The following is a 19,636-nucleotide window of genomic DNA, read 5'->3' on the forward strand; positions in this document are numbered from 1 at the left end:
CAAACGATTTGCAGAATTCGGTACAGTATATAGATATGAACAGAGTGGTGAGTTACATGGATTAACTCGTGTGAGAGGGTTCACTCAAGATGATGCACATTTATTTTGTACAACTGATCAATTAGATGAAGAGTTTAAAAATGTGATTGATCTTTCTTTATATGTATTAAGGTCATTAGGATTAGAAAATTTTACTGCACAAGTTTCAGTTCGCGATCCTGAAAATCCTGATAAATATATTGGTGATGTTGAAAATTGGGAAAAAGCCGAACAAGCCATTATTAACGCTGCTAAGGATAAAGGCTTAGATTTTGTGATTGAGGAAGGGGAAGCTGCCTTTTATGGACCAAAACTTGACTTTATGGTTAAAGATGCATTAGGTAGGCAATGGCAATTAGGAACAATACAGGTAGATTATAATCTACCTGAACGTTTTGATTTAAATTACAAAGGTGCAGATAATCAATTACATAGACCTGTAATGATACATCGTGCTCCTTTTGGTTCGATGGAGCGTTTTATTGCGCTATTATTAGAGCATACAGGAGGTAATTTCCCTCTTTGGTTAACGCCAGAACAAGCTATTTTACTGCCTATCAGCGAGAAATACGAAAAATATACCCAAAAAGTTTTAAATTTGATGGAAAATTACGAAATTCGCGCCCTCGTTGACGACAGGAATGAAAAGACTGGCAGAAAGATACGTGATGCGGAAGTAAATAAGATTCCGTATATGATCATTATAGGAGAAAAAGAGGAAAATGAAGAAGTGATTTCTGTAAGACGCCATGGCGAAGGAGATTTAGGAACATTTACAGTAGAAGAATTTTCTTCTTTAATTAATAAAGAAATAAAGAGTACATTACAACAATTTTAGTTTAACCGCTGTAGTAAACAGCTTAAAAAATTTAAAAGCCATAGCAATAAGAAGACGAGGGAATAGAAGACCCTGGAGAGTAATAAAGGAAGATCCGCACAAAATCAACGAAAAGATTCTTGCACGCGAAGTTAGATTAGTAGGTGACAATGTTGAAGTAGGTGTTTATCCTATTTCGCAAGCAAGGAAATTGGCAGAAGAACTTGAATTAGATCTTGTAGAAATATCTCCTAAAGCCGACCCACCTGTATGTAAAATTATTGATTATAAAAAATTTCTTTACGAGCAGAAGAAACGTGAAAAGGCTTTAAAATCTAAGGCTACTAAGGTTGTAATTAAAGAAATACGTTTTGGTCCTCAAACAGATGACCATGATTATGAGTTTAAAAAGAAACATGCAATAAAGTTTTTAAGTGATGGAGCAAAACTTAAAGCGTATGTTTTCTTTAAAGGTCGTTCTATAGTTTATAAAGATCAAGGAGAAATCTTATTATTAAGATTAGCTCAAGAGCTTGAAGAATACGGTAAAGTAGAGCAAATGCCAAGATTAGAAGGTAAGCGTATGACGATGTTTATAGCTCCAAAAAAGAAATAAGAATAAGTAAGAATAATTATAAAGTAGGAGAAGATGCCTAAAATGAAGACAAAATCTAGTGCCAAGAAACGTTTTAAGATGACGGGTACTGGTAAGATCAAAAGAAAGCATGCTTTCAAAAGTCATATTTTGACTAAGAAGTCAAAAAAGAGAAAGCTACGTTTAACTCATGATGGTTTAGTTCATAAATCTGATGAGATGAACATTTTAAAACAATTAACATTAAAATAAGTAGCACTTATTTTGGTAAATTATTAACCCTGTGTTAGTGCAAGCAAATGATTGAAACATATCTGCCTAACTCAAAAAAATAAAAATTATGCCTAGATCGGTAAATTCAGTAGCTAAAAGAGCTCGCAGGAAAAAAATATTAAAACAAGCAAAAGGCTACTTCGGACGTAGAAAAAATGTCTATACAGTAGCAAAAAACGCGGTAGAAAAAGCAATGTCTTATGCTTATCGCGATAGAAAAAATAACAAACGTAATTTTAGAAGTTTATGGATTCAGCGTATTAATGCTGGAGCTCGTATGCATGGTATGTCTTACTCTCAATTTATGGGTAAAGTTAAGGCTAACAACATCGAGTTAAATAGAAAAGTTCTTGCTGACTTGGCAATGAACAATCCTGAAGCTTTTAAAGCAATCGTTGAAAAAGTAAAATAAAGACAACTTCTTACTTATTGAAAATCCCGAGTTTACACTCGGGATTTTTATTTTATCTAGTTTATAATAAAAATGGATTATGATGTTTTTGGCAAAAAGACCTCGGCCATCATACAACGAACACTACCTCCTCCACAAGCTTCTATTGTCTCTATAGGGGAATACAAAATTTCGCAATGCTTCTGAATCTTATTCAATTGGTCATCAGTCAATGACTTATAAGCAGCTTCGCTCATTATAAGATAACGTTTGTTATTCTGACCAATAACTTGTAACATGTTTCCTGCAAACTTACTTACTTGATTTTCGGTTATGCTAATAATTTCTTTATGACTTTCTTTTAAGTGGCTGATAACATTCTTTTTTTCTTTTTTATCATCAATACTATCTAAACAAATAATAGAGAATGTCTCAGCAATAGACATCATTACATTGGTATGATAAATTGGTTCTCTTTTATTATTTACCGTCTGGTTAGCCGTAAAAATCACTGGGAAATATTCAAAATCTTCACAAAACTCAATAAATAATTCTTCATCAGATCTATCAGATAAAGCACAGTATGCTTTTCTATTATGTCGATCTAATATAATGCTGCCAGTTCCTTCTAAGAAAAAATCTTCATTCTCAGCGTTAGAATAATCTATAACATTTTTAATATCAAATCCTTTTTCTTCTATAAAATTCAGTACTTCTTCTCTTCGCTCTAACCTTCTATTTTCTGCAAACATCGGATACAATGCTACATTACCGCTTTCGTGAAACGATATCCAATTATTTGGAAAATGTGCATCTGGAGTATCTAAATCATCTTTAGGGTTAAAAACTAACACATTCGCACCAATATTTCTCAGTTTTTCTATAAAAGAATCAAATTCTTTATTCGCTTTTATTTGAACTACTTCTGGTAAAATTTCATTATTGGTTCTTTGATAATGATTGTTTACAGCTGTTTGCTCGTTAGTACGAATATTTTTGGGATGAACTAGTAAAATTGTTTTAGTGACTTGTTGCATTATTAGAAGTTAATAATCAAAAATAGAAATAAAACTTTTGATGAATTCAATTTAATGAGCAATAAAAAAGCCTGTTTTAATTAAAACAGGCTTTTTTATTAAATTATATAATTAATTTATTCTTTTATAACCTTAAATGATCCTGTACTGTTTCCAACTTGCGCTCTCACAAAATAGGTGCCAGTAGGTATATTTGAAAAATCAATAGAAGTTTTAACCAAAGCTGGAGACATGCTTTTTATACGCTGCCCCATATGATTATATATAGTTAAATTTTCTATCAATTCATTTGCGTTTAGTTTCAATTCATCTTTAACAGGATTAGGATAATACGTAAATCCTTTTGCTACAAGATCATCAATAGATAACACTGAAGATGTCACATTAATATTAAAAATTCCTTCAGGTTCATCTACAGAATCACTCTGATTACCTACATTAACGTAATACATAGTGCCTAAAGTTGAGTTAAATGTTACAGCTTCTGCCGTGCCAGATATACCAAGGTTAGCACTACCCACACATGTAAAGCTTCCACATGATCCTGTATAAACACCAACTTCAACATCCCAAGCCGTAGGTTGAACTGTAACTGTTAACGCAGCACCATTTCCTGTTAAAGTATACCATACACCATCGTTTATAATACCGCAACCAGAAACATCAATAAACCCTGTACCATTCGTAGCTGTAGAAGCATCTACCAATTTAGAGAACGGAAGAGTAGTAATTGCCTCCGCATTATTACAATCATCATTTGCAGGTGGAGTTGGGTCTGCTCCTACACAAATGTCAAATGTAGTATTATGTGTACCAGTGCTGTTAGTGAATACGCGTATATAATAAGTGTTTCCAATTGTAAGACCAGAAGGTATACTAGAGTTTGGATCACTACAAAGAACCAAACTTAGCGCATTACAATCTCCTGCTACCCCAGCATCATAAGTTGCATGATATAAATTAGTAAAACTTCCACTTATATTTAATAAATCTATCTTATGTGATGTAGAAGTTGCAACAAATTTAAACCATACATCATCATTTGCCTCGTTCTCTTTATTTGTGCAGACAACTGTTTGACTCGAAGCTGTAGCCTCAGACACTGTTCCTGATTCTGTACTTGTACACAAATTATCTTGATTAACAGTTAATGTTGTTGCAGAAGAACATTCATCATTAGTAGGCGGAGCGATGATTTCAGATCTATATCCGATTAAATCATTTGCAAAGACATTATGCGAATTTATAAATACAGAGATTAATAAAAACAGAAAAGTAATTCTTTTCTCCATGAGCTTTTTTTTGACTTTTTCTAATTAAAATTTAACTGACCCCTCTGTTAATAACGTAAAGTTACTTTAAAAAGTATATTTTTATAGTTGGCTTGTAGTAAATTATAAACTTATTAATTAACAATTTTAAGCCTATTTATCATCCATGAAAAAATCCATAACAGACTGACTTACACCTATATTAGAGAAACCGCCGTCATGAAACAAGTTTTGAAGTGTTACTTTTTTTGTAAGATCTGAGAATAATGAAATAGTATAATCAGCACAATCCTGCGCCGTAGCATTCCCCAAAGGAGACATCTTATCAGCATAAGCTATAAATCCGTCAAAACCTTTTACGCCTTGACCAGCTGTAGTTGGTGTTGGTGATTGTGAGATAGTATTTACACGCACTTTTTTATCAGTTCCAAAGAAATAACCAAAACTTCTAGCAATTGATTCTAAATATGCTTTATTATCTGCCATATCATTATAGTCAGGGAAAACTCTCTGTGCTGCCATGTAAGTAAGAGCAACTATTGAACCCCATTCATTCATAGCATCTTGTTTGTAAAGGACGTTCATCACCTTATGAAATGAAACAGCAGAGACATCCCATCCCTTTGTAGTAAAATCATAATTCTGATCAGTATAATGTTTTCCTTTACGGACATTTACTGACATACCAATAGAATGCAATACAAAATCTAATTTTCCGCCAAGGATTTCCATAGATTTCTCTACTAAATTATTTAGATCATCAAGAGAAGTAGCATCAGCAGGAACGATTTCTGAACCTGTCTTTTCTGCCAATTCTGTAATTGCACCCATACGCATAGCTATTGGCGCATTAGTTAATACAAATTGAGCGCCTTCTTCATGAGCCCTCTCAGCAGTTTTCCAGGCAATAGAATTCTGATCTAAAGCTCCAAAAATAATTCCTCTTTTTCCTTTTAGTAAATTATACATTGTATATTTTTTATGAGTTTGATTTTATTTTTTTGCTACGCAAATTTAATTCAATATTTTCTAAAAAATTATTCTTAGTTTAATAATTGCTTTGCATGTATTATAGCACTATCAGAAATATCTTTACCACTAAGCATTTCAGCCAGTTCGTTTATTCGATCATTTTCGTTTAGTTCTTTAATGTTTGTAACTGTTTTTCCATGTATTTCATCTTTATACACCTTATAATGATGCTCACCTTTAGCAGCTATCTGTGGTAAATGTGTAATAGAAATCACTTGCATATTGCTACTCATATCTTTCATAATAGCAACTATTTTATTGGAAACTTCTCCAGAAACACCTGTGTCTATTTCATCAAACAGAATCGTTGGTAATTGTGTATATTTTGATAACAGCGCTTTCACTGCCAACATTATTCTAGACATTTCACCTCCTGAAGCCACTTTTTTTAAGTTCTCAAAGTTAGAACCTTTATTAGCTGAAAATAAAAATTGCAATTCATCTTTACCATTTTTAAAAAAAGTTTCTGATTCAATTATGTCAATCTTAAACTTTGTATTAGGCATAGAAAGATTAGAAAGCGTTGTTTCAAGCTTTTCTATAAAACCAGGAATAATTTTTACTCTATTGTTATGAATGGTTTTGGCCAACTCATTTAATTGACTTTCAACTTTTTTAACTTCTTGCTCTTTTGAATTTAAAATTTCATCGGCATTCTCAACTTGATCTACTTTAGAGGATAAATTTTCTTGAATTTTTAATAACTCATCAATTGAATTTACCAAATGTTTCTTTTGCAAATTATAAATCAACTGTAATCGATCGTTATAATTTTCAATTTCTTGTGGACTCACCGATACAGTATCATTAGCTCGCTCTAGCTCATCAACAATATCATTAAACTCAATTTCGGCACTTATAATTCTTTCTAATAACTCATTATAATCTGAACTATATGATGATAACTTAGATATATTATTTTTAAAACTATTTAATAATGTTTTAATTCCTATTTCATCATTATTTGAAATATTAATAGCCTCAGTAAACTCTAATTTTATGGCCTCAACATTATTGAGCTTATCTAAGGTATTTTCTAAAAATTCTTGTTCATCAGATTTTAAATTCGCTTCGTACAACTCATTAAATAAGAATTGATTATAATCATATTGCAGCTTAGCTTCTTGCTGTTGTTTCAACAATTCATCTAGATCGTCTCTTAACTCTTTGTGTAATTCTAGACCCTTTTTATAAGAATCCAAATACTTACTGTTAGAAGCTAATGAGTCTATTATTTTAAACTGAAACTGAGTATCTGCTAATTGTAATGTTTCATGCTGTGAATGAATATCTATTAATTTTTCACTCAACTGATTTAAAACATTTAGTTTTACAGGAGTATCATTAATAAAAGCTCTCGATTTACCATTGGGCGCTATTTCTCTTCTAATTAAAGTAGGTGACTCATAATCAATATCATTTTCTTTAAAAAAGGATTCGAGATTATACTTTTCAACTTCAAACTCACCTTCTATAACGCATTTTTTCTCACCGTTTTTAAGTAATGACAAATCTGCTCTATTACCTAGTATTAATCCTAATCCTCCTAAAATAATTGATTTACCTACCCCTGTTTCACCAGTGATAATAGAAAATCCATCCTTAAAATCGACTTTGAGATCGTCAATTAAAGCAAAATTCTTAATGGATAATTGTTGTAACATTACTATAAATGAAGTTATTAAAAACTAAAAAAGAGTGCAACAAACACTCCTCAAACTTACTTAAAATGTACTAATATTTACAGTGTTAGATCTTAATTTTTTCCCACTTTGTACTGTATGACGGATAAATTCTTAACAGTGCTTCTTTTAAGTTTACAGTATTTATTCTTGGACCTCCAGAAAATATATCTACAATTTCATCAGACTTAGTATCCATAAAAACTCTAAGTAAAAAAGCATTAGCTCTTCTATTATAAAGATCTTGCATTTTTAAAACAGCTTGGTTTATAGTTTCTTTGGCTTCTTTTTTATTATCAGCCATTTTATCTAATCCGTTTAAATGATAATCATATAAAGCCGTTCTGTATCCTTGAAAAGCTGGCGATAAAATATTCTCGTTTAATTGATATCTAGTTGTATTTCCGTCAATTCGATTCCACCCAGAGAACCCTCCTTGCTGTGCTTGATTTACAACATTTTCTGCTCTTTTATGATATTCTTGCCCTCCATTTAGTACAAATGTATCAGCATCGATCCCTAAAATAGTATATGCATAGAAGGTAAGAATAGACACCAAATTAGAGTCGAAACTATTCTCGTTATAAATTAAAGGTTGAAATTCATTATAACTAAAAGAAAGATCATCATCTTTAAAATTTAACGTAGCCGTTTTATATGTAGAATTAAATACCGGTCTCGAAATTTGAACCTGAATGTTTCCTCTAAATTCATTTGAAGAAGGTTGCTCTAAAATATTTAAAGTAATTGCACACTGAATCTTTTCTTGAGGTTTGTAATTTTTATTCGTCCATTTTGTATTATTCAAATACTCAGAAATAGCCGTTTGCATGGTGTTAAATATCTGCGTATTAGAACTTTGAATTTGATTAGAATTAACAATTACTCTGCAATTTAACTCTTGGGCAATACTAGTTAACGAAAAAAATAAAACTATAAATAGGAAAAAATTACGCATTAATCTTAGTTATTATTTCGTTAAAAATATCAGACGCTACTTCAGTTTTAGACTTCAATTTAAACTCTTTTACAACTTCAGCACTATCTATTAAAGTAACTTTATTGGTCGTTTTTTTAAAACCTGCCCCCTTATCTTGTAATGAATTTAAAACAATTAAATCTAAATTTTTTCGATTCAATTTGCTTTTAGCATTTTCTAATTCATTATTAGTTTCTAGTGCAAAACCAACTAAAAATTGATTCTTTTTCAGTTCACCAAGCGAGGCTAATATATCTTTAGTTTTCACTAGGTCTATATTTAACGATGCATCTTTCTTTTTTATTTTCTTATCAGAAACAGTATTCGGTTTGTAATCTGCTACAGCAGCTGAACAAATTGCAATATCTACCTTTTTATAATACTCATGAACAGCATTATACATATCATCTGCACTAACAACATTTATCCTTTGAATCAAAGAATGATTTTCACTTTCGTGGGATGGCCCTGTAACCAAATATACCGTAGCCCCAAGATTAGCTGCACATTTAGCCAATTCAAAACCCATTTTACCTGAAGAATGATTCCCTATAAATCGAACAGGGTCTATCGCTTCATAAGTTGGGCCCGCGGTAATTAAAACTATTTTTCCATTTAACGGAAGACCAGACAAAATATCATTTTCTATAAACTGAATAATATTTTCTGGTTCGGCCATTCTCCCCTCACCTACCAAGCCACTTGCTAACTCACCACATTCAGCAGGAATCATCAGATTACCAAAGCTATTCAACTTATCTAAACTTGTTTTAGTTGAAGGATGTTTATACATGTCTAGATCCATTGCTGGAGCAAAATATATTTTACATTTAGCTGAAAGGTACGTTGCCAATAATAAATTATCGCAAGTACCATGGGCCATTTTAGATAACGTATTTGCAGTGGCTGGTGCAATAAGCATAAAATCTGCCCAAAGACCTAAATCTACATGATTATTCCATAATTCGTTTTCTTCTTCTTTATCATAAAAAGTAGAATGAACTGGATTTTTAGAAAGCGTAGAAAGTGTAAGTGGAGTGATAAAATCTTTAGAAGCAGGAGTCATAATAACTTGTACGTTAGCTCCTGCTTTTATAAAAAGTCTAACTAAATGTGCCGTTTTATAAGCGGCGATTCCGGCGGTAACGCCTAGTAATACATTTTTACCGCTTAAAACAGACATCTATTAAATGGTATCGGTTTCTTCTTCTGGGTTTCTATGATAGATCTTACCCTCTAACCATTCTTGTACAGCAATTGCTGTTGGCTTAGGTAATTTTTCATAAAAACGAGACACTTCTATTTGTTCTTTATTCTCAAAAATTTCTTCTAAACTATCATTATGAGTAGCAAACTCTTCTAACTTGTCAATTAATTCTTTCTTAAGATCTTCATTGATTTGAGTTGCTCTTTTTGCCATTATAGCAATAGACTCATAAATGTTGTTTGTAGGCTCTTCTATCTTAGACTTATCGTACGTAACTGTAGTTAAAGCCGCTTCGGTATTTTTATAATCCATTACTTGTAACTGTATTATTCTTTAGTTTTTGTATCAATTCTTTTGTTTCGCTTAATTCCTTATTCAAATTATCATTTCGTTTGTTCAACTCTTTCATTTTATCTGAATCTGGATACGATTTTTTAAACTTATTATACGCTATTAAAGCATCCTCTAAACGCTTTTCTTTTTTGCTTAGTACACTTTTTACTGCTAAATCATTAGAAGCTTTAAATTTGTAGTATAAAGCATCCTCCTTAAATGAAGAGCCTATATGATCTAATACAAAATTATCGAAAGCCATTATTGCAGCTTTGTAATCTTCGATATGATAATACTGCTTGGCAACTTCAAATGATTTTTTCTCTAATCTAAATGTAAGATCTTCAAAAAATTTATTTGCTTGTTCTACTTTATCGCTCGAAGGATATTTGTCTATAAAATTTTGAAGTGCCTGTAGTGCCTTTTGAGTATCCTTTTGATCTCTACTATATTTAGGCGTTGCTAAATAATAACTATGAGCAACTAAATAAGAAGCTTCTTCTATTTTAGAACTATTAGGATAATTAGATATAAAGCGATTAAAGTAATAGGATGCTAAATCATAACTCTTTGTATTATAATTAGCCATTGCAACCATATATTGAATACGCTCTAATTGCGGCTTACGTGCATAAGCAGGTACCACTTTTTCAAATAAAGTGATTGCTTTATTATACTTACCCTCTTCAAATAAACTAGTAGCCATTTTGTATTGATCTTCAGCTTTACCTTTATTTAAAACTTTCTGATATTCTCCACAAGACGATAGTAATACAACCGCCATAACTACTATTAATATCCTTTCAATTTTTAGCATTTTGCAAAATTACTTATTTATTATGGATTAATAAAACTATTTCTCGCAATAGTTCACTGCAAAAATAATTGAGTTTTTAGCTTAGACTAAGGAAGTTATGCTAAAACTTTGTTAATTAGTTAGGCATTATTTACGGGTGCTGCAGAAGATACAACTGTTAGCTGTTTTATATCGTTGTCAAAAAGGTACAAACCTCCTTTATCATCACCAATAAGGTTTATTTTATCAAGAATGGTTCTTGCTAGTGCTTCTTCTTCAATCTGCTCTGCCACATACCATTGCAAGAAATTATGTGTTGCATAGTCTTTTTCTTCTAACGTGATATGCACTAGCTCATTAATGCTTTCTGAAACCATTACCTCGTGATCGAATAAAGTTTGAAACATTTCTTTAAATGATCCAAATGAAACTGGTGGAGCTTTTAAAGTAGAAATTTTAGCATGCCCACCACGCTCATTTATATATTTTACCAGCTTTAGCATATGCATACGCTCTTCATCTGAATGTGCATACATAAACTGAGCTACACCTTCAAAACCTTGTATTTCTGCCCAAGAAGCCATTGCAAGATATATTTGCGAAGACTCTGCTTCTATTGTAATTTGTTCGTTTAATGCCTTTTCTATTTCTTTTTTAAGCATTCTATATAATTTTAAAGGTTAGTAATTATCTATAAAAGTATTAATTTTTTCTTGTAAACCCGAAGTAGCTTCAACTAAAGGAAGTCGCACATAATTTTCGCAGACATTTCGTTTTTTCAATACTGCCTTTATTCCTGCAGGATTATTTTCTTCGAAGATATATCCAATCATATCCATCAACTTGTAATGAATTTGATAAGCTTCTTTGGCATTTCCTACAATACCTAGTCGAATCATTTTAGAAAATTCGTTTGGAAAGGCCTGACCAATTACAGAAATAACACCTGCTCCTCCAGCTAAAGCTACACCTAAAGCCAAGTCATCATCTCCAGAAATAATTAAAAAATCTTCAGGTTTATTTTTTAATAATTCTAAGTATTGTTGCACATTGTTTCCTGCTTCTTTTACAGCTATTATATTTTCGAAGTCACTTGCCAATCTTATAATTGTTTCTGGCTCCATATTTTTGGAAGTACGACCTGGTACATTATAGAGTATTATTGGCTTAGGACTAACGTTTGCTATAGCTTTAAAATGCTGATAAAACCCTTCTTGGGTAGGTTTGCTATAATAAGGAGCTACAGATAAAATTGCGTCGAAATCAGAAAGATCTGTGCTATGAATTTCATCAATAACTGCTTGGGTATTATTACCACCCATGCCTAATACTAAAGTTAATCTACCATTATTAATTTCAATTATTTTTTGCTTGATCTTTTCTTTTTCTTCAGAAGTAACTGTAACCGATTCGCCTGTAGTTCCAAAAATCACCAAATAGTCGATTCCTTCTTCAATTTGGAAATTAATTAAACGTTCTAAAGCATCGTAATCAACACTCCTATCCTCTTTAAATGGTGTTATTAATGCCACACCAGTACCTATAAATTGTTCCATTAAATTAGTTCAAAAATCTGCAAATATTTTGCAAGTTCGTCATTAAAAACATCTATTTTGTTTGTGTCTATAGAAATCGTGAAATCATAAAGATCGCCTAATTCTTCAGTTGCATAACTAACTTTAAATTTTGCATTAGATCTTACTGTAACCAAATTACCATATACACTATCTGGCTGGCAATAGTTGATTAGTAAATCATAATTACTATCAACAAAATCTTTAAGATTTGGTGCTTTGATCTTACCATACATACCAAAAGCTTTTTCAGTAAATGTATTATAGTGCTGTGTTACAAAATCATCTTTTAGGTTCTCGAAAATTATAATTTCAAAATTCTTATGTGGTTTACCGAGTTTTTGACTTAGGTTTCTTGAAATATCATAACCGCCAAAAAGTCGAGAATCTGCCAAAACACCAATTGATTCAATACTTTCTGGTTGTTTTCTGACTGTTTCCTTCAGCTTTTTGAATTCTTTTTCAAAAAATAATTGAGTAGTATTTCTCTTTAACCCTGTAAAATTCATTAATGATTTCTATTGACGTAAAATTAACTAAAATGGTTGGATTCGTTTAGCAACAATTCAAAAAATAAACGAATAAAAATACCACGTTAGTATTTAAACATCAATTGATTTTAACTTTATAAATTAGCTAAAGAAATATTTTAAGAAAATGAACATAAATATTAGGAAAGCAACTTTATCTGATCTAGGTGTTTTAAATGATTTTTTACAGCAGTTAATTCAGGTTGAACGCCCTATGGATGAATCTCTAGAACAAGAAAAACATATAACCTATTATGATATTTCTGAATTTATTAAGTCTAACGATGCCGAGTTATTTGTAGCAATAATTGATAATGAAATTGTAGGGTCTGGCTATGGTTTAATAAAACAAAATAAAAATCATTTTGCCTATAATGAGCATGGTTATGTTGGTTTTATGTTTGTAAAAAATGAACATAGAGGAAAAGGAATAAGCAAACTTATTTTAAATGCAATTTTTGATTGGTTTAAAAGTAGAGGGATTAAGGAAACTAGATTACAAGTATATGAAGAAAATCCAAGTGCTATAAAGGCTTATGAAAAAGTAGGGTTTAAAAAAAACCTAATAGAAATGCTTCATTATTTAGATTAGTATGAACTATATTATAAAAACAAAGCGCTTAGGTTTACGAAATTGGGTTAAAAAAGATATAGAACCTGCTACTGTGATGAACGCAGATCCTAAAGTTCGAGAATTCTTTCCAAATACTTTAACCAAAGAAGAAACCATAAAGTTTATTGAACGCATGCAGCATCACTTTAATGAACATGGCTTTTGTTTTTTTGCAGCAGATCGTTTAGACACCAATGAATTTATTGGCTTTATCGGATTAAATACACAAACTTTTGAAAGTGATTTTACACCATCAATTGAAATTGGTTGGCGTCTATTGCAAGATCAATGGGGAAATGGTTTCGCCACCGAAGGAGCAAAAGCTTGTCTAGATTTTGCTTTTTCTGATTTAAACCTTAAAGAAGTTTACGCAACTGCTCCTATTTTAAATACAAAATCGCAACATGTAATGCAAAAGTTGGGTATGACAGTATATGCTCATTTTGAGCATCCTTTGTTAGATAAGGAAAGTGATTTAAGAAAATGTGTAGTTTACAAAATCGAAAGTAGTTTATAAAACCTCACCTGATTCTTTTAACTTTTCAGCATTTTCTGCAAGTTTTAACTCTTCTATGATCTTATGAATATCGCCGTTAATAATATTACTTAAATCATATAAAGTTAATCCGATTCTATGTTCGGTTACCCTACCTTGAGGATAATTATAAGTCCTAATTTTTGCAGAACGGTCACCGCTAGACACCATACTTTTTCTACGTGCCGAGTCCTCAGCTTGCTTTTTTGCTAGCTCAGCTTCATATAAACGAGAGCGTAATACTTTAATTGCTTTTTCTAAATTTTTATGCTGAGATTTTTGGTCTTGACATTTGGCTTCAATACCTGTAGGTATATGCTTTAATTGAATGGCAGAATACGTTGTGTTTACACTCTGACCACCAGGACCTGTAGATGTAGTTCTAATAATCTTTACATCTTTCATATCAAGTTCAACATCAAATTCTTCTGCTTCTGGTAATACCATTACTGTAGCTGCAGATGTATGAACTCTACCTTGCGTTTCAGTTTGAGGAACACGCTGCACGCGATGTACACCAGCTTCAAACTTTAGATCACCATATACATCTTCGCCAGAAACACTAAAAATAATTTCTTTAAATCCGCCCGATGTTCCTTCATTCAAATCAACTACTTCAGTTTTCCAACCTTTATCTGAGCAATATTTAGTATACATTCTATAGAGATCACCTGCAAAAATACTTGCTTCATCGCCACCAGTACCTGCGCGTATTTCCATCATAATATCCTTAGCATCTTCTGGATCTTTAGGAATCAACATATACTTAATTTCTTCTTCAAGCTTTGGTAATTTTTCATTGGCTTCTTCCAGCTCTAGCTGAGCCATTTCTACCATCTCTTGATCTGAACCGTCTTCTATAATTTCATTTGCTTCATTAATATTGTTAAGCAATCTTTCATACACTTCACCTTTATCTACAATAGTTTTTAGGTCTTTATATTCTTTATTTAGCTTTACATAACGTTTCTGATCTGAAATTATATCTGGCTGAATAATCAAATCTGAAACCTCATCAAAACGTTGCTTAACTATACGTAATCTCTCTATCATCTTTACTTTTTAACGGAGGCAAATTTAGTGAATTAAAAGCAGTTTAAAAACCAACTCATAATATTTGGCAACCCATTATTTTAAACTTAAATTTGTGTTTAAATAACTTTAAATATTTAATATGAAAAAAACAGCATACATACTTACTCTAAGTCTGCTAGTAATCTTTAGTTGTAGTGATAAGAAAAAAGAGAAAAATAAAACAATTGATGCTCCTATTGAACAACAAAAAACTGTTGAAGTTGAGAAAGAAACAGAACCAATAAGTAATGATATAATTATTGAAGGTGATGACAATATGCGTTATAGCCTAAAAAAGATCGTAGTAAACGGTGGGCAAAAAGTAAAAATTACGTTGAAGCATACAGGCAAAATGTCTAAAGATTTGATGGGACATAATTTAGTTATCTTAAAGAAAGGTACTAACATGAATGAGTTTGGGCAAAAAGCAAATACTGCTAAAGACACAGATTATATTCCTGCAGAGATGAAAGATGCGGTGATAGCTCACACAAAAATGATAGGCGGTGGAGAAGAAACGACTATAGAATTTGATGCTCCTGCAGCTGGAGAATATGATTTCTTGTGCACCTTTCCTGCGCATTATGCTATTATGAAAGGTAAGTTTATTGTAAAATAAACTTCTTTTAACATCTTAAAAAAAGCATCCTGAATTTAGGATGCTTTTTTATTTTTTCTAGGTTTTAAAATAGTTCTCAAAAACTTTACCCATAAGTTCCATTCAGATTTTTTCTCATCAGTTAGAAAATGATTTTCTACTTTGTCAAATGCATCTTCAATTAGGGCGTCATGTAGCCATCTTATAATAAGTGGCCAAGTAAAAATCGCTGGGCCTTTTATATTCATTTTTACCCTATGAATTAACTTTGTACTATTGGTTTCTTGCTCTTTTATAGTAAACTCATGATAACCTATAAATCCAACTGGTTTCGAAAATTTAAATTGAACATATTCTCCTGGTATAAATTTTTCAACAGAATATCTTATTATTCCATGCCCTCCTTTTGAACCTACTTTTAACCCTTTATCTAACTTCATCGGTGGCCACTTATTGGTAGCTAACATTTTATCATCATTAGTAGCCAAAGTTTCAAATAATTTTGAAATTTCACTTTTAGGTTGATCAATAAGTCTCGAATGTATATTTATAACTTTCATCACAATTGCTTCATTTTTCCTGATAAAGCTGCTATCTGTAGCTCTATACGTTTTAATTCGCGTAACGTATCATTTTTGTGCATTAATTGCCAAACATACACCTTTATCATACTAATAAATAAGGCACTATAAAGACCTGCTGCTGCCCATAATATTAGTTCATTTGTTACTTCTGTGTTAAAAAATTGCACACAGCAATAAATAAATAACCCTAGAAAGACCAATGTAATTATATTCATGATGATTAATAACCAACCATTCTTCCCTTCGAACACGCCCATAATCTTCTTAAAAACATTCTGTTCATCTAATTCGTCATAGAACTTCGCTTCTTCTTGGGTTAGTGTTTCTTTTATTATTTGATCTATTTCTTCGTTATGATTTTTCATAATCTTTATGGTTTAAAATTGTTTTTAATTTTTCTCTAGCATAAAAAAGCCTAGATTTTATCGTTCCTTTCGATACTTGCAATATTTTACTTATTTCTAGAACAGAATACTCTTCTACATAAAATAATTGCAACACTATCTGTTGATTTTCTGGCAGCCTTTTAATTGTGTTTATAAGAACCTTAGAACCGCCATTAGCATCATAATAATCATTGTAATCAGCACTTTTATCATCTTCTTGTAACTTATAATTTAATTGTTCATTTTCATAATAGTTGTGTAACTTTTCATCTATTCTTTTTTCTTTTCGTAAAGCATCTATAGCTTTTCTATTAACTATACTTAATGACCAGCTACCAAAACTATTAGGGTCTTGTAAAGCATCAAGTTTCTTAAAAATGGTTGTCCAACTCTCTTGAGCAACATCTTTAGACAGATCTTTATCCTTAATGTACCAAAAAGCTTGTTTGCAAAATTTTAAATGCCAACGTTTTACTAATTGTGTAAATGCTTTTTTATCACCTTGCTTGCACCGAGATACAAGTTGTCCGTCAAGTATTTTATCAGATGTTTTCATCTTCTGTACACTTAATTGACGATAAAAATTTGATTAGGTTCAAATTAATTTAAAAAATTTAGTAGCAACTTAAATATAACCTAATTAAATCACATTTATATTTACTATGATTACTATTTTTGCCGCATGTCTAGAAAGAAGCGAAAACAACTTTTTGAAAACATAGAGGTGATTGATGCCGGCGCTAAAGGAAAAGCTGTAGCGAAAGCACCAGATGGTAAGGTTATTTTTTTACCAAATGCCATACCTGGTGATGTGGTAGATATACAAACTTATAAGAAACGAAAAGCCTATTACGAAGGAAAAGCAGTTAAATTTCACACACTTTCTGATAAAAGAACAGAACCAAGGTGTGAGCATTTTGGCATCTGTGGTGGTTGTAAATGGCAGCATATGGCTTATAAACATCAGTTATTTTATAAGCAAAAAGAGGTGACTAATAATCTTATAAGATTAGGCGGGATAGATTTACCCGAAGTTTCTCCAATTCTAGGGTCTAAAGAACAATATTTTTATCGTAATAAAATGGAATTCTCATTTAGTGATAGTAGATGGCTAACATTAAAAGAAATTCAATCTGATAAACACTTAGAAGATAAAAATGCATTAGGATTCCATATTCCTGGTATGTGGGATAAAATTCTAGACGTTAAAAAATGTCATTTACAAGCTGATCCTAGCAATGCTATACGTTTGGCTACTAAAGAATTTGCAATTGAAAATGGCTTAGAATTTTTTAATACTAGAAATCAAACAGGATTATTAAGAACATTAATGATACGCACCTCTTCTATTGATGAAGTTATGGTCTTAATTCAGTTCTTTAGCGAGGATAAAATAAAACGTGAATTATTATTAGATTTTCTGAAAAACAAATTCCCAAAGATTACATCGTTATTATATGTTATAAATTCAAAAGGGAATGATACCATTTATGATCAACAAGTAATTTGCTATGATGGTCGAGATCATATTTTTGAAGAAATGGAAGGCTTACGTTTTAAGATCAATGCTAAGTCTTTTTACCAAACCAATTCAGCGCAAGCTTATGAATTGTATAAAATAACACGAGATTTTGCTTCCCTTTCGGGGAATGAAACCGTTTATGATCTATACACCGGAACTGGAACTATTGCCCAATTTGTTGCAAAAAAAGCAAAGAAAGTAATTGGTGTAGAAGCTGTACCCGATGCCATTAAGGCAGCGAAGGAAAACGCTAAACTCAATAATATTAATAATACTGAATTTTATGTAGGTGATATGGCAAAAGTATTTGATGCAGATTTTATGACAAAACATGGTAAACCAGATGTAGTTATTACAGATCCACCAAGAGACGGAATGCACAAAAAAGTAGTTGAACAATTATTAAATATTGAAGCACCGAAGATTATCTACGTAAGTTGTAATTCTGCTACACAAGCCCGTGATCTGGCTATTTTAGATACAAAATATAAAGTTGTAAAAACGCAAGCTGTAGATATGTTTCCGCAGACGCATCATGTAGAAAATGTTGTTTTATTAGAATTGCGTTAATTTGTAGCAATGAAAAAATACTTTTTAATAATTATCATATTAATAACAACTATTGCTAGTTGTGAACGTGACGATATTTGTATTGATGAGACAACACCAAATCTTATCATTAGGTTTTATGATAGTGATAATCCAACTGAGTTTAAAAATGTTAATCAGCTACTAATTGAATATACTGATTTAGAAATAGACACATTATTTACTGGGCTTGTTGATTCAATCGCTTTACCACTTGATATTAATAGCAATATGATAAATTTTAAATTTATTAGTGATAGTGACGACCCTGCAATTGCAGCAGAAGATTCTTTTATTCTAAACTATACACGCGAAGAAGTTTTTGTGGGTAGATCGTGTGGTTTTAAAATGACATTTAAAGAAATTTCAATTTCTGACCTAACTACTAATTGGATTCAAAGCATTGAAACAGTAAATAGTCCTGATCCACAAAATATAGAAAATGAAACAGCAGCTCATGTTAAAATATTTCATTAGCATTTTACTGTTAAGTTGTTTTGTTTTAAATGCTCAAAACGATTCAGCCAAAGACAGTATTCAAAATAAATATGGTTTAAGAATTGGTATTGATCTATTCAACCCTACAGCTACAATAATAGATAATGGTAGAAAAGGTTTAGAATTAGTAGCAGATTATAGAATTAGCAGAAAATGGTACGTCGCTGGTGAACTAGGCACTATAAAGAACACTACTAATCTAGATTTTTTAAATTTTACAACAGATGGTCAATACATAAAAGCTGGTGTAGATTATAATGCTTACGAAAACTGGTTAGACATGGAAAATTTAATCTATGTCGGATTTCGCTATGGCTTTAGTACTTTTTCGCAAACATTAAATAGTGGTACTATTTTAAGTAGCGATCCACTGATTGAAGACCAACCGATAACCGCACCACAAGAATTTTCTAGTCTTAATGCCCACTGGGCAGAAATAGTAGTTGGCGTTAAAGCAGAGATTTTAAATAATTTGTATTTAGGCTTTAGCTTTAGTGGTAAAAAAATGATTACCACTAAAGAGCCTGAAAATTTTAAAAACCTATTTGTCCCAGGGTTTAATCGAGTGTTTTTAAATGATTCTGGCTTTGGGTTTAATTACACCATTTCGTATTTAATTCCACTTTACAAGAAGGCTAAATAAGTTTTTTTCTGTAATTTTAGCCCCTCAAAATCTTTTAAA

25 protein-coding genes (1 of these 25 cut by a window edge) are annotated in these 19,636 nt (G+C 31.4%); 10 read left to right on the plus strand and 15 right to left on the minus strand.

Annotation, left to right across the window (positions count from 1 at the left end; genetic code table 11):
* The 4 genes from thrS to rplT form a co-directional block, all read left to right on the plus strand.
* Positions 1-877, plus strand: the final stretch of a protein-coding gene (gene thrS / locus AC3IF2_RS08625) for a threonine--tRNA ligase (protein ID WP_489166657.1). The gene continues 1,064 nt to the left of window position 1, outside the view; 877 of the gene's 1,941 nt are visible here — the last part of the coding sequence; its start codon lies off the left edge, out of view; it ends in the stop codon at positions 875-877.
* A gap of 82 nt (positions 878-959) precedes the next feature.
* A complete protein-coding gene (infC, locus tag AC3IF2_RS08630; RefSeq protein ID WP_489166917.1) occupies positions 960-1,472 on the plus strand; it encodes a translation initiation factor IF-3 in 513 nt (170 codons plus the stop codon).
* Positions 1,473-1,505: 33 nt separating this feature from the next.
* Complete coding sequence (gene rpmI / locus AC3IF2_RS08635; RefSeq protein WP_480199289.1) at positions 1,506-1,703, plus strand: 50S ribosomal protein L35; 198 nt, start codon at positions 1,506-1,508, stop codon at positions 1,701-1,703.
* Positions 1,704-1,791: 88 nt separating this feature from the next.
* Positions 1,792-2,136, plus strand: a complete 345-nt coding sequence (rplT, locus tag AC3IF2_RS08640) for a 50S ribosomal protein L20 (protein WP_480199288.1) — start codon at positions 1,792-1,794, stop codon at positions 2,134-2,136.
* Positions 2,137-2,213: 77 nt separating this feature from the next.
* On the opposite strand, the gene ctlX is transcribed toward rplT, so the two are convergent.
* The 11 genes from ctlX to AC3IF2_RS08695 form a co-directional block, all read right to left on the minus strand.
* Positions 2,214-3,152 carry a citrulline utilization hydrolase CtlX gene (ctlX, locus tag AC3IF2_RS08645; protein ID WP_489166658.1) on the minus strand — a complete coding sequence of 313 codons (939 nt, stop codon included), beginning with the start codon at positions 3,150-3,152 and terminating at the stop codon, positions 2,214-2,216.
* A gap of 116 nt (positions 3,153-3,268) precedes the next feature.
* Positions 3,269-4,444 (minus strand): T9SS type A sorting domain-containing protein, encoded by a 1,176-nt coding sequence (locus AC3IF2_RS08650; protein WP_489166659.1) that lies wholly within the window; start codon positions 4,442-4,444, stop codon positions 3,269-3,271.
* Positions 4,445-4,576: 132 nt separating this feature from the next.
* Entirely contained in the window at positions 4,577-5,392 is an 816-nt protein-coding gene (locus AC3IF2_RS08655) for an enoyl-ACP reductase FabI (protein WP_489166660.1), read from the minus strand.
* Positions 5,393-5,466: 74 nt separating this feature from the next.
* The gene (recN, locus tag AC3IF2_RS08660) at positions 5,467-7,119 is read right to left on the minus strand and encodes a DNA repair protein RecN (protein ID WP_489166661.1); all 1,653 of its coding nucleotides are present in this window, start codon (positions 7,117-7,119) and stop codon (positions 5,467-5,469) included.
* Between the two features lie 85 nt (positions 7,120-7,204).
* The gene (porD, locus tag AC3IF2_RS08665) at positions 7,205-8,095 is read right to left on the minus strand and encodes a type IX secretion system protein PorD (RefSeq protein WP_489166662.1); all 891 of its coding nucleotides are present in this window, start codon (positions 8,093-8,095) and stop codon (positions 7,205-7,207) included.
* Complete coding sequence (gene coaBC, locus AC3IF2_RS08670) at positions 8,088-9,299, minus strand: bifunctional phosphopantothenoylcysteine decarboxylase/phosphopantothenate--cysteine ligase CoaBC (RefSeq protein ID WP_489166663.1); 1,212 nt, start codon at positions 9,297-9,299, stop codon at positions 8,088-8,090. Before coaBC ends, porD begins: the two co-directional genes overlap by 8 nt.
* 3 nt (positions 9,300-9,302) lie before the next feature.
* Complete coding sequence (locus tag AC3IF2_RS08675; RefSeq protein WP_489166664.1) at positions 9,303-9,635, minus strand: DNA-directed RNA polymerase subunit omega; 333 nt, start codon at positions 9,633-9,635, stop codon at positions 9,303-9,305.
* A complete protein-coding gene (locus tag AC3IF2_RS08680; protein WP_489166665.1) occupies positions 9,625-10,473 on the minus strand; it encodes an outer membrane protein assembly factor BamD in 849 nt (282 codons plus the stop codon). Before AC3IF2_RS08680 ends, AC3IF2_RS08675 begins: the two co-directional genes overlap by 11 nt.
* Before the next feature lie 119 nt (positions 10,474-10,592).
* Positions 10,593-11,114, minus strand: a complete 522-nt coding sequence (locus AC3IF2_RS08685; protein ID WP_489166666.1) for a ferritin — start codon at positions 11,112-11,114, stop codon at positions 10,593-10,595.
* A gap of 18 nt (positions 11,115-11,132) precedes the next feature.
* On the minus strand, positions 11,133-12,008 hold the full coding sequence (dapA, locus tag AC3IF2_RS08690) for a 4-hydroxy-tetrahydrodipicolinate synthase (RefSeq protein WP_489166667.1): 876 nt from the start codon (positions 12,006-12,008) through the stop codon (positions 11,133-11,135).
* Positions 12,008-12,535 (minus strand): DUF6913 domain-containing protein, encoded by a 528-nt coding sequence (locus AC3IF2_RS08695; protein WP_489166668.1) that lies wholly within the window; start codon positions 12,533-12,535, stop codon positions 12,008-12,010. The genes dapA and AC3IF2_RS08695 overlap by 1 nt, the downstream gene beginning before the upstream one ends.
* A 148-nt stretch (positions 12,536-12,683) precedes the next feature.
* On the opposite strand from AC3IF2_RS08695, the gene AC3IF2_RS08700 reads away from it, so the two are divergent.
* Both AC3IF2_RS08700 and AC3IF2_RS08705 read left to right on the plus strand, forming a co-directional pair.
* Positions 12,684-13,148: a GNAT family N-acetyltransferase gene (locus AC3IF2_RS08700; protein ID WP_489166669.1), complete on the plus strand. Its 465-nt coding sequence runs from the start codon at positions 12,684-12,686 to the stop codon at positions 13,146-13,148.
* Between the two features lies 1 nt (position 13,149).
* Positions 13,150-13,686: a GNAT family N-acetyltransferase gene (locus AC3IF2_RS08705; protein WP_489166670.1), complete on the plus strand. Its 537-nt coding sequence runs from the start codon at positions 13,150-13,152 to the stop codon at positions 13,684-13,686.
* Here AC3IF2_RS08705 and prfA read toward each other — a convergent pair.
* Entirely contained in the window at positions 13,681-14,757 is a 1,077-nt protein-coding gene (gene prfA, locus AC3IF2_RS08710; protein WP_489166671.1) for a peptide chain release factor 1, read from the minus strand. The two genes, AC3IF2_RS08705 and prfA, sit on opposite strands and share 6 nt — an antisense overlap.
* Positions 14,758-14,878: 121 nt before the next feature.
* Between prfA and azu the strand changes: the two genes are divergently transcribed.
* A complete protein-coding gene (azu, locus tag AC3IF2_RS08715; RefSeq protein WP_489166672.1) occupies positions 14,879-15,397 on the plus strand; it encodes an azurin in 519 nt (172 codons plus the stop codon).
* A 35-nt stretch (positions 15,398-15,432) separates the two neighbouring features.
* Here the strand turns inward: azu and AC3IF2_RS08720 are convergent, their stop codons facing one another.
* The 3 genes from AC3IF2_RS08720 to AC3IF2_RS08730 are packed head-to-tail and all read right to left on the minus strand — an operon-like array spanning position 15,433 to position 16,902.
* Positions 15,433-15,939, minus strand: a complete 507-nt coding sequence (locus AC3IF2_RS08720; RefSeq protein ID WP_489166673.1) for a hypothetical protein — start codon at positions 15,937-15,939, stop codon at positions 15,433-15,435.
* The gene (locus AC3IF2_RS08725) at positions 15,936-16,325 is read right to left on the minus strand and encodes a DUF6768 family protein (RefSeq protein WP_489166674.1); all 390 of its coding nucleotides are present in this window, start codon (positions 16,323-16,325) and stop codon (positions 15,936-15,938) included. The genes AC3IF2_RS08720 and AC3IF2_RS08725 overlap by 4 nt, the downstream gene beginning before the upstream one ends.
* Positions 16,312-16,902: an RNA polymerase sigma factor gene (locus tag AC3IF2_RS08730; protein WP_489166675.1), complete on the minus strand. Its 591-nt coding sequence runs from the start codon at positions 16,900-16,902 to the stop codon at positions 16,312-16,314. Before AC3IF2_RS08730 ends, AC3IF2_RS08725 begins: the two co-directional genes overlap by 14 nt.
* A gap of 126 nt (positions 16,903-17,028) precedes the next feature.
* On the opposite strand from AC3IF2_RS08730, the gene rlmD reads away from it, so the two are divergent.
* From rlmD to AC3IF2_RS08745, 3 genes are read left to right on the plus strand one after another with little or no spacing between them, the layout of a single operon-like run.
* Positions 17,029-18,438 (plus strand): 23S rRNA (uracil(1939)-C(5))-methyltransferase RlmD, encoded by a 1,410-nt coding sequence (rlmD, locus tag AC3IF2_RS08735; protein WP_489166676.1) that lies wholly within the window; start codon positions 17,029-17,031, stop codon positions 18,436-18,438.
* A 9-nt stretch (positions 18,439-18,447) separates the two neighbouring features.
* Positions 18,448-18,933: a DUF6452 family protein gene (locus tag AC3IF2_RS08740; protein WP_489166677.1), complete on the plus strand. Its 486-nt coding sequence runs from the start codon at positions 18,448-18,450 to the stop codon at positions 18,931-18,933.
* Entirely contained in the window at positions 18,899-19,597 is a 699-nt protein-coding gene (locus tag AC3IF2_RS08745; RefSeq protein ID WP_489166678.1) for a DUF6048 family protein, read from the plus strand. Before AC3IF2_RS08740 ends, AC3IF2_RS08745 begins: the two co-directional genes overlap by 35 nt.
* The last annotated feature ends 39 nt before the right edge of the window (positions 19,598-19,636 follow it).

It is taken from the genome of Maritimimonas rapanae (assembly GCF_057837205.1).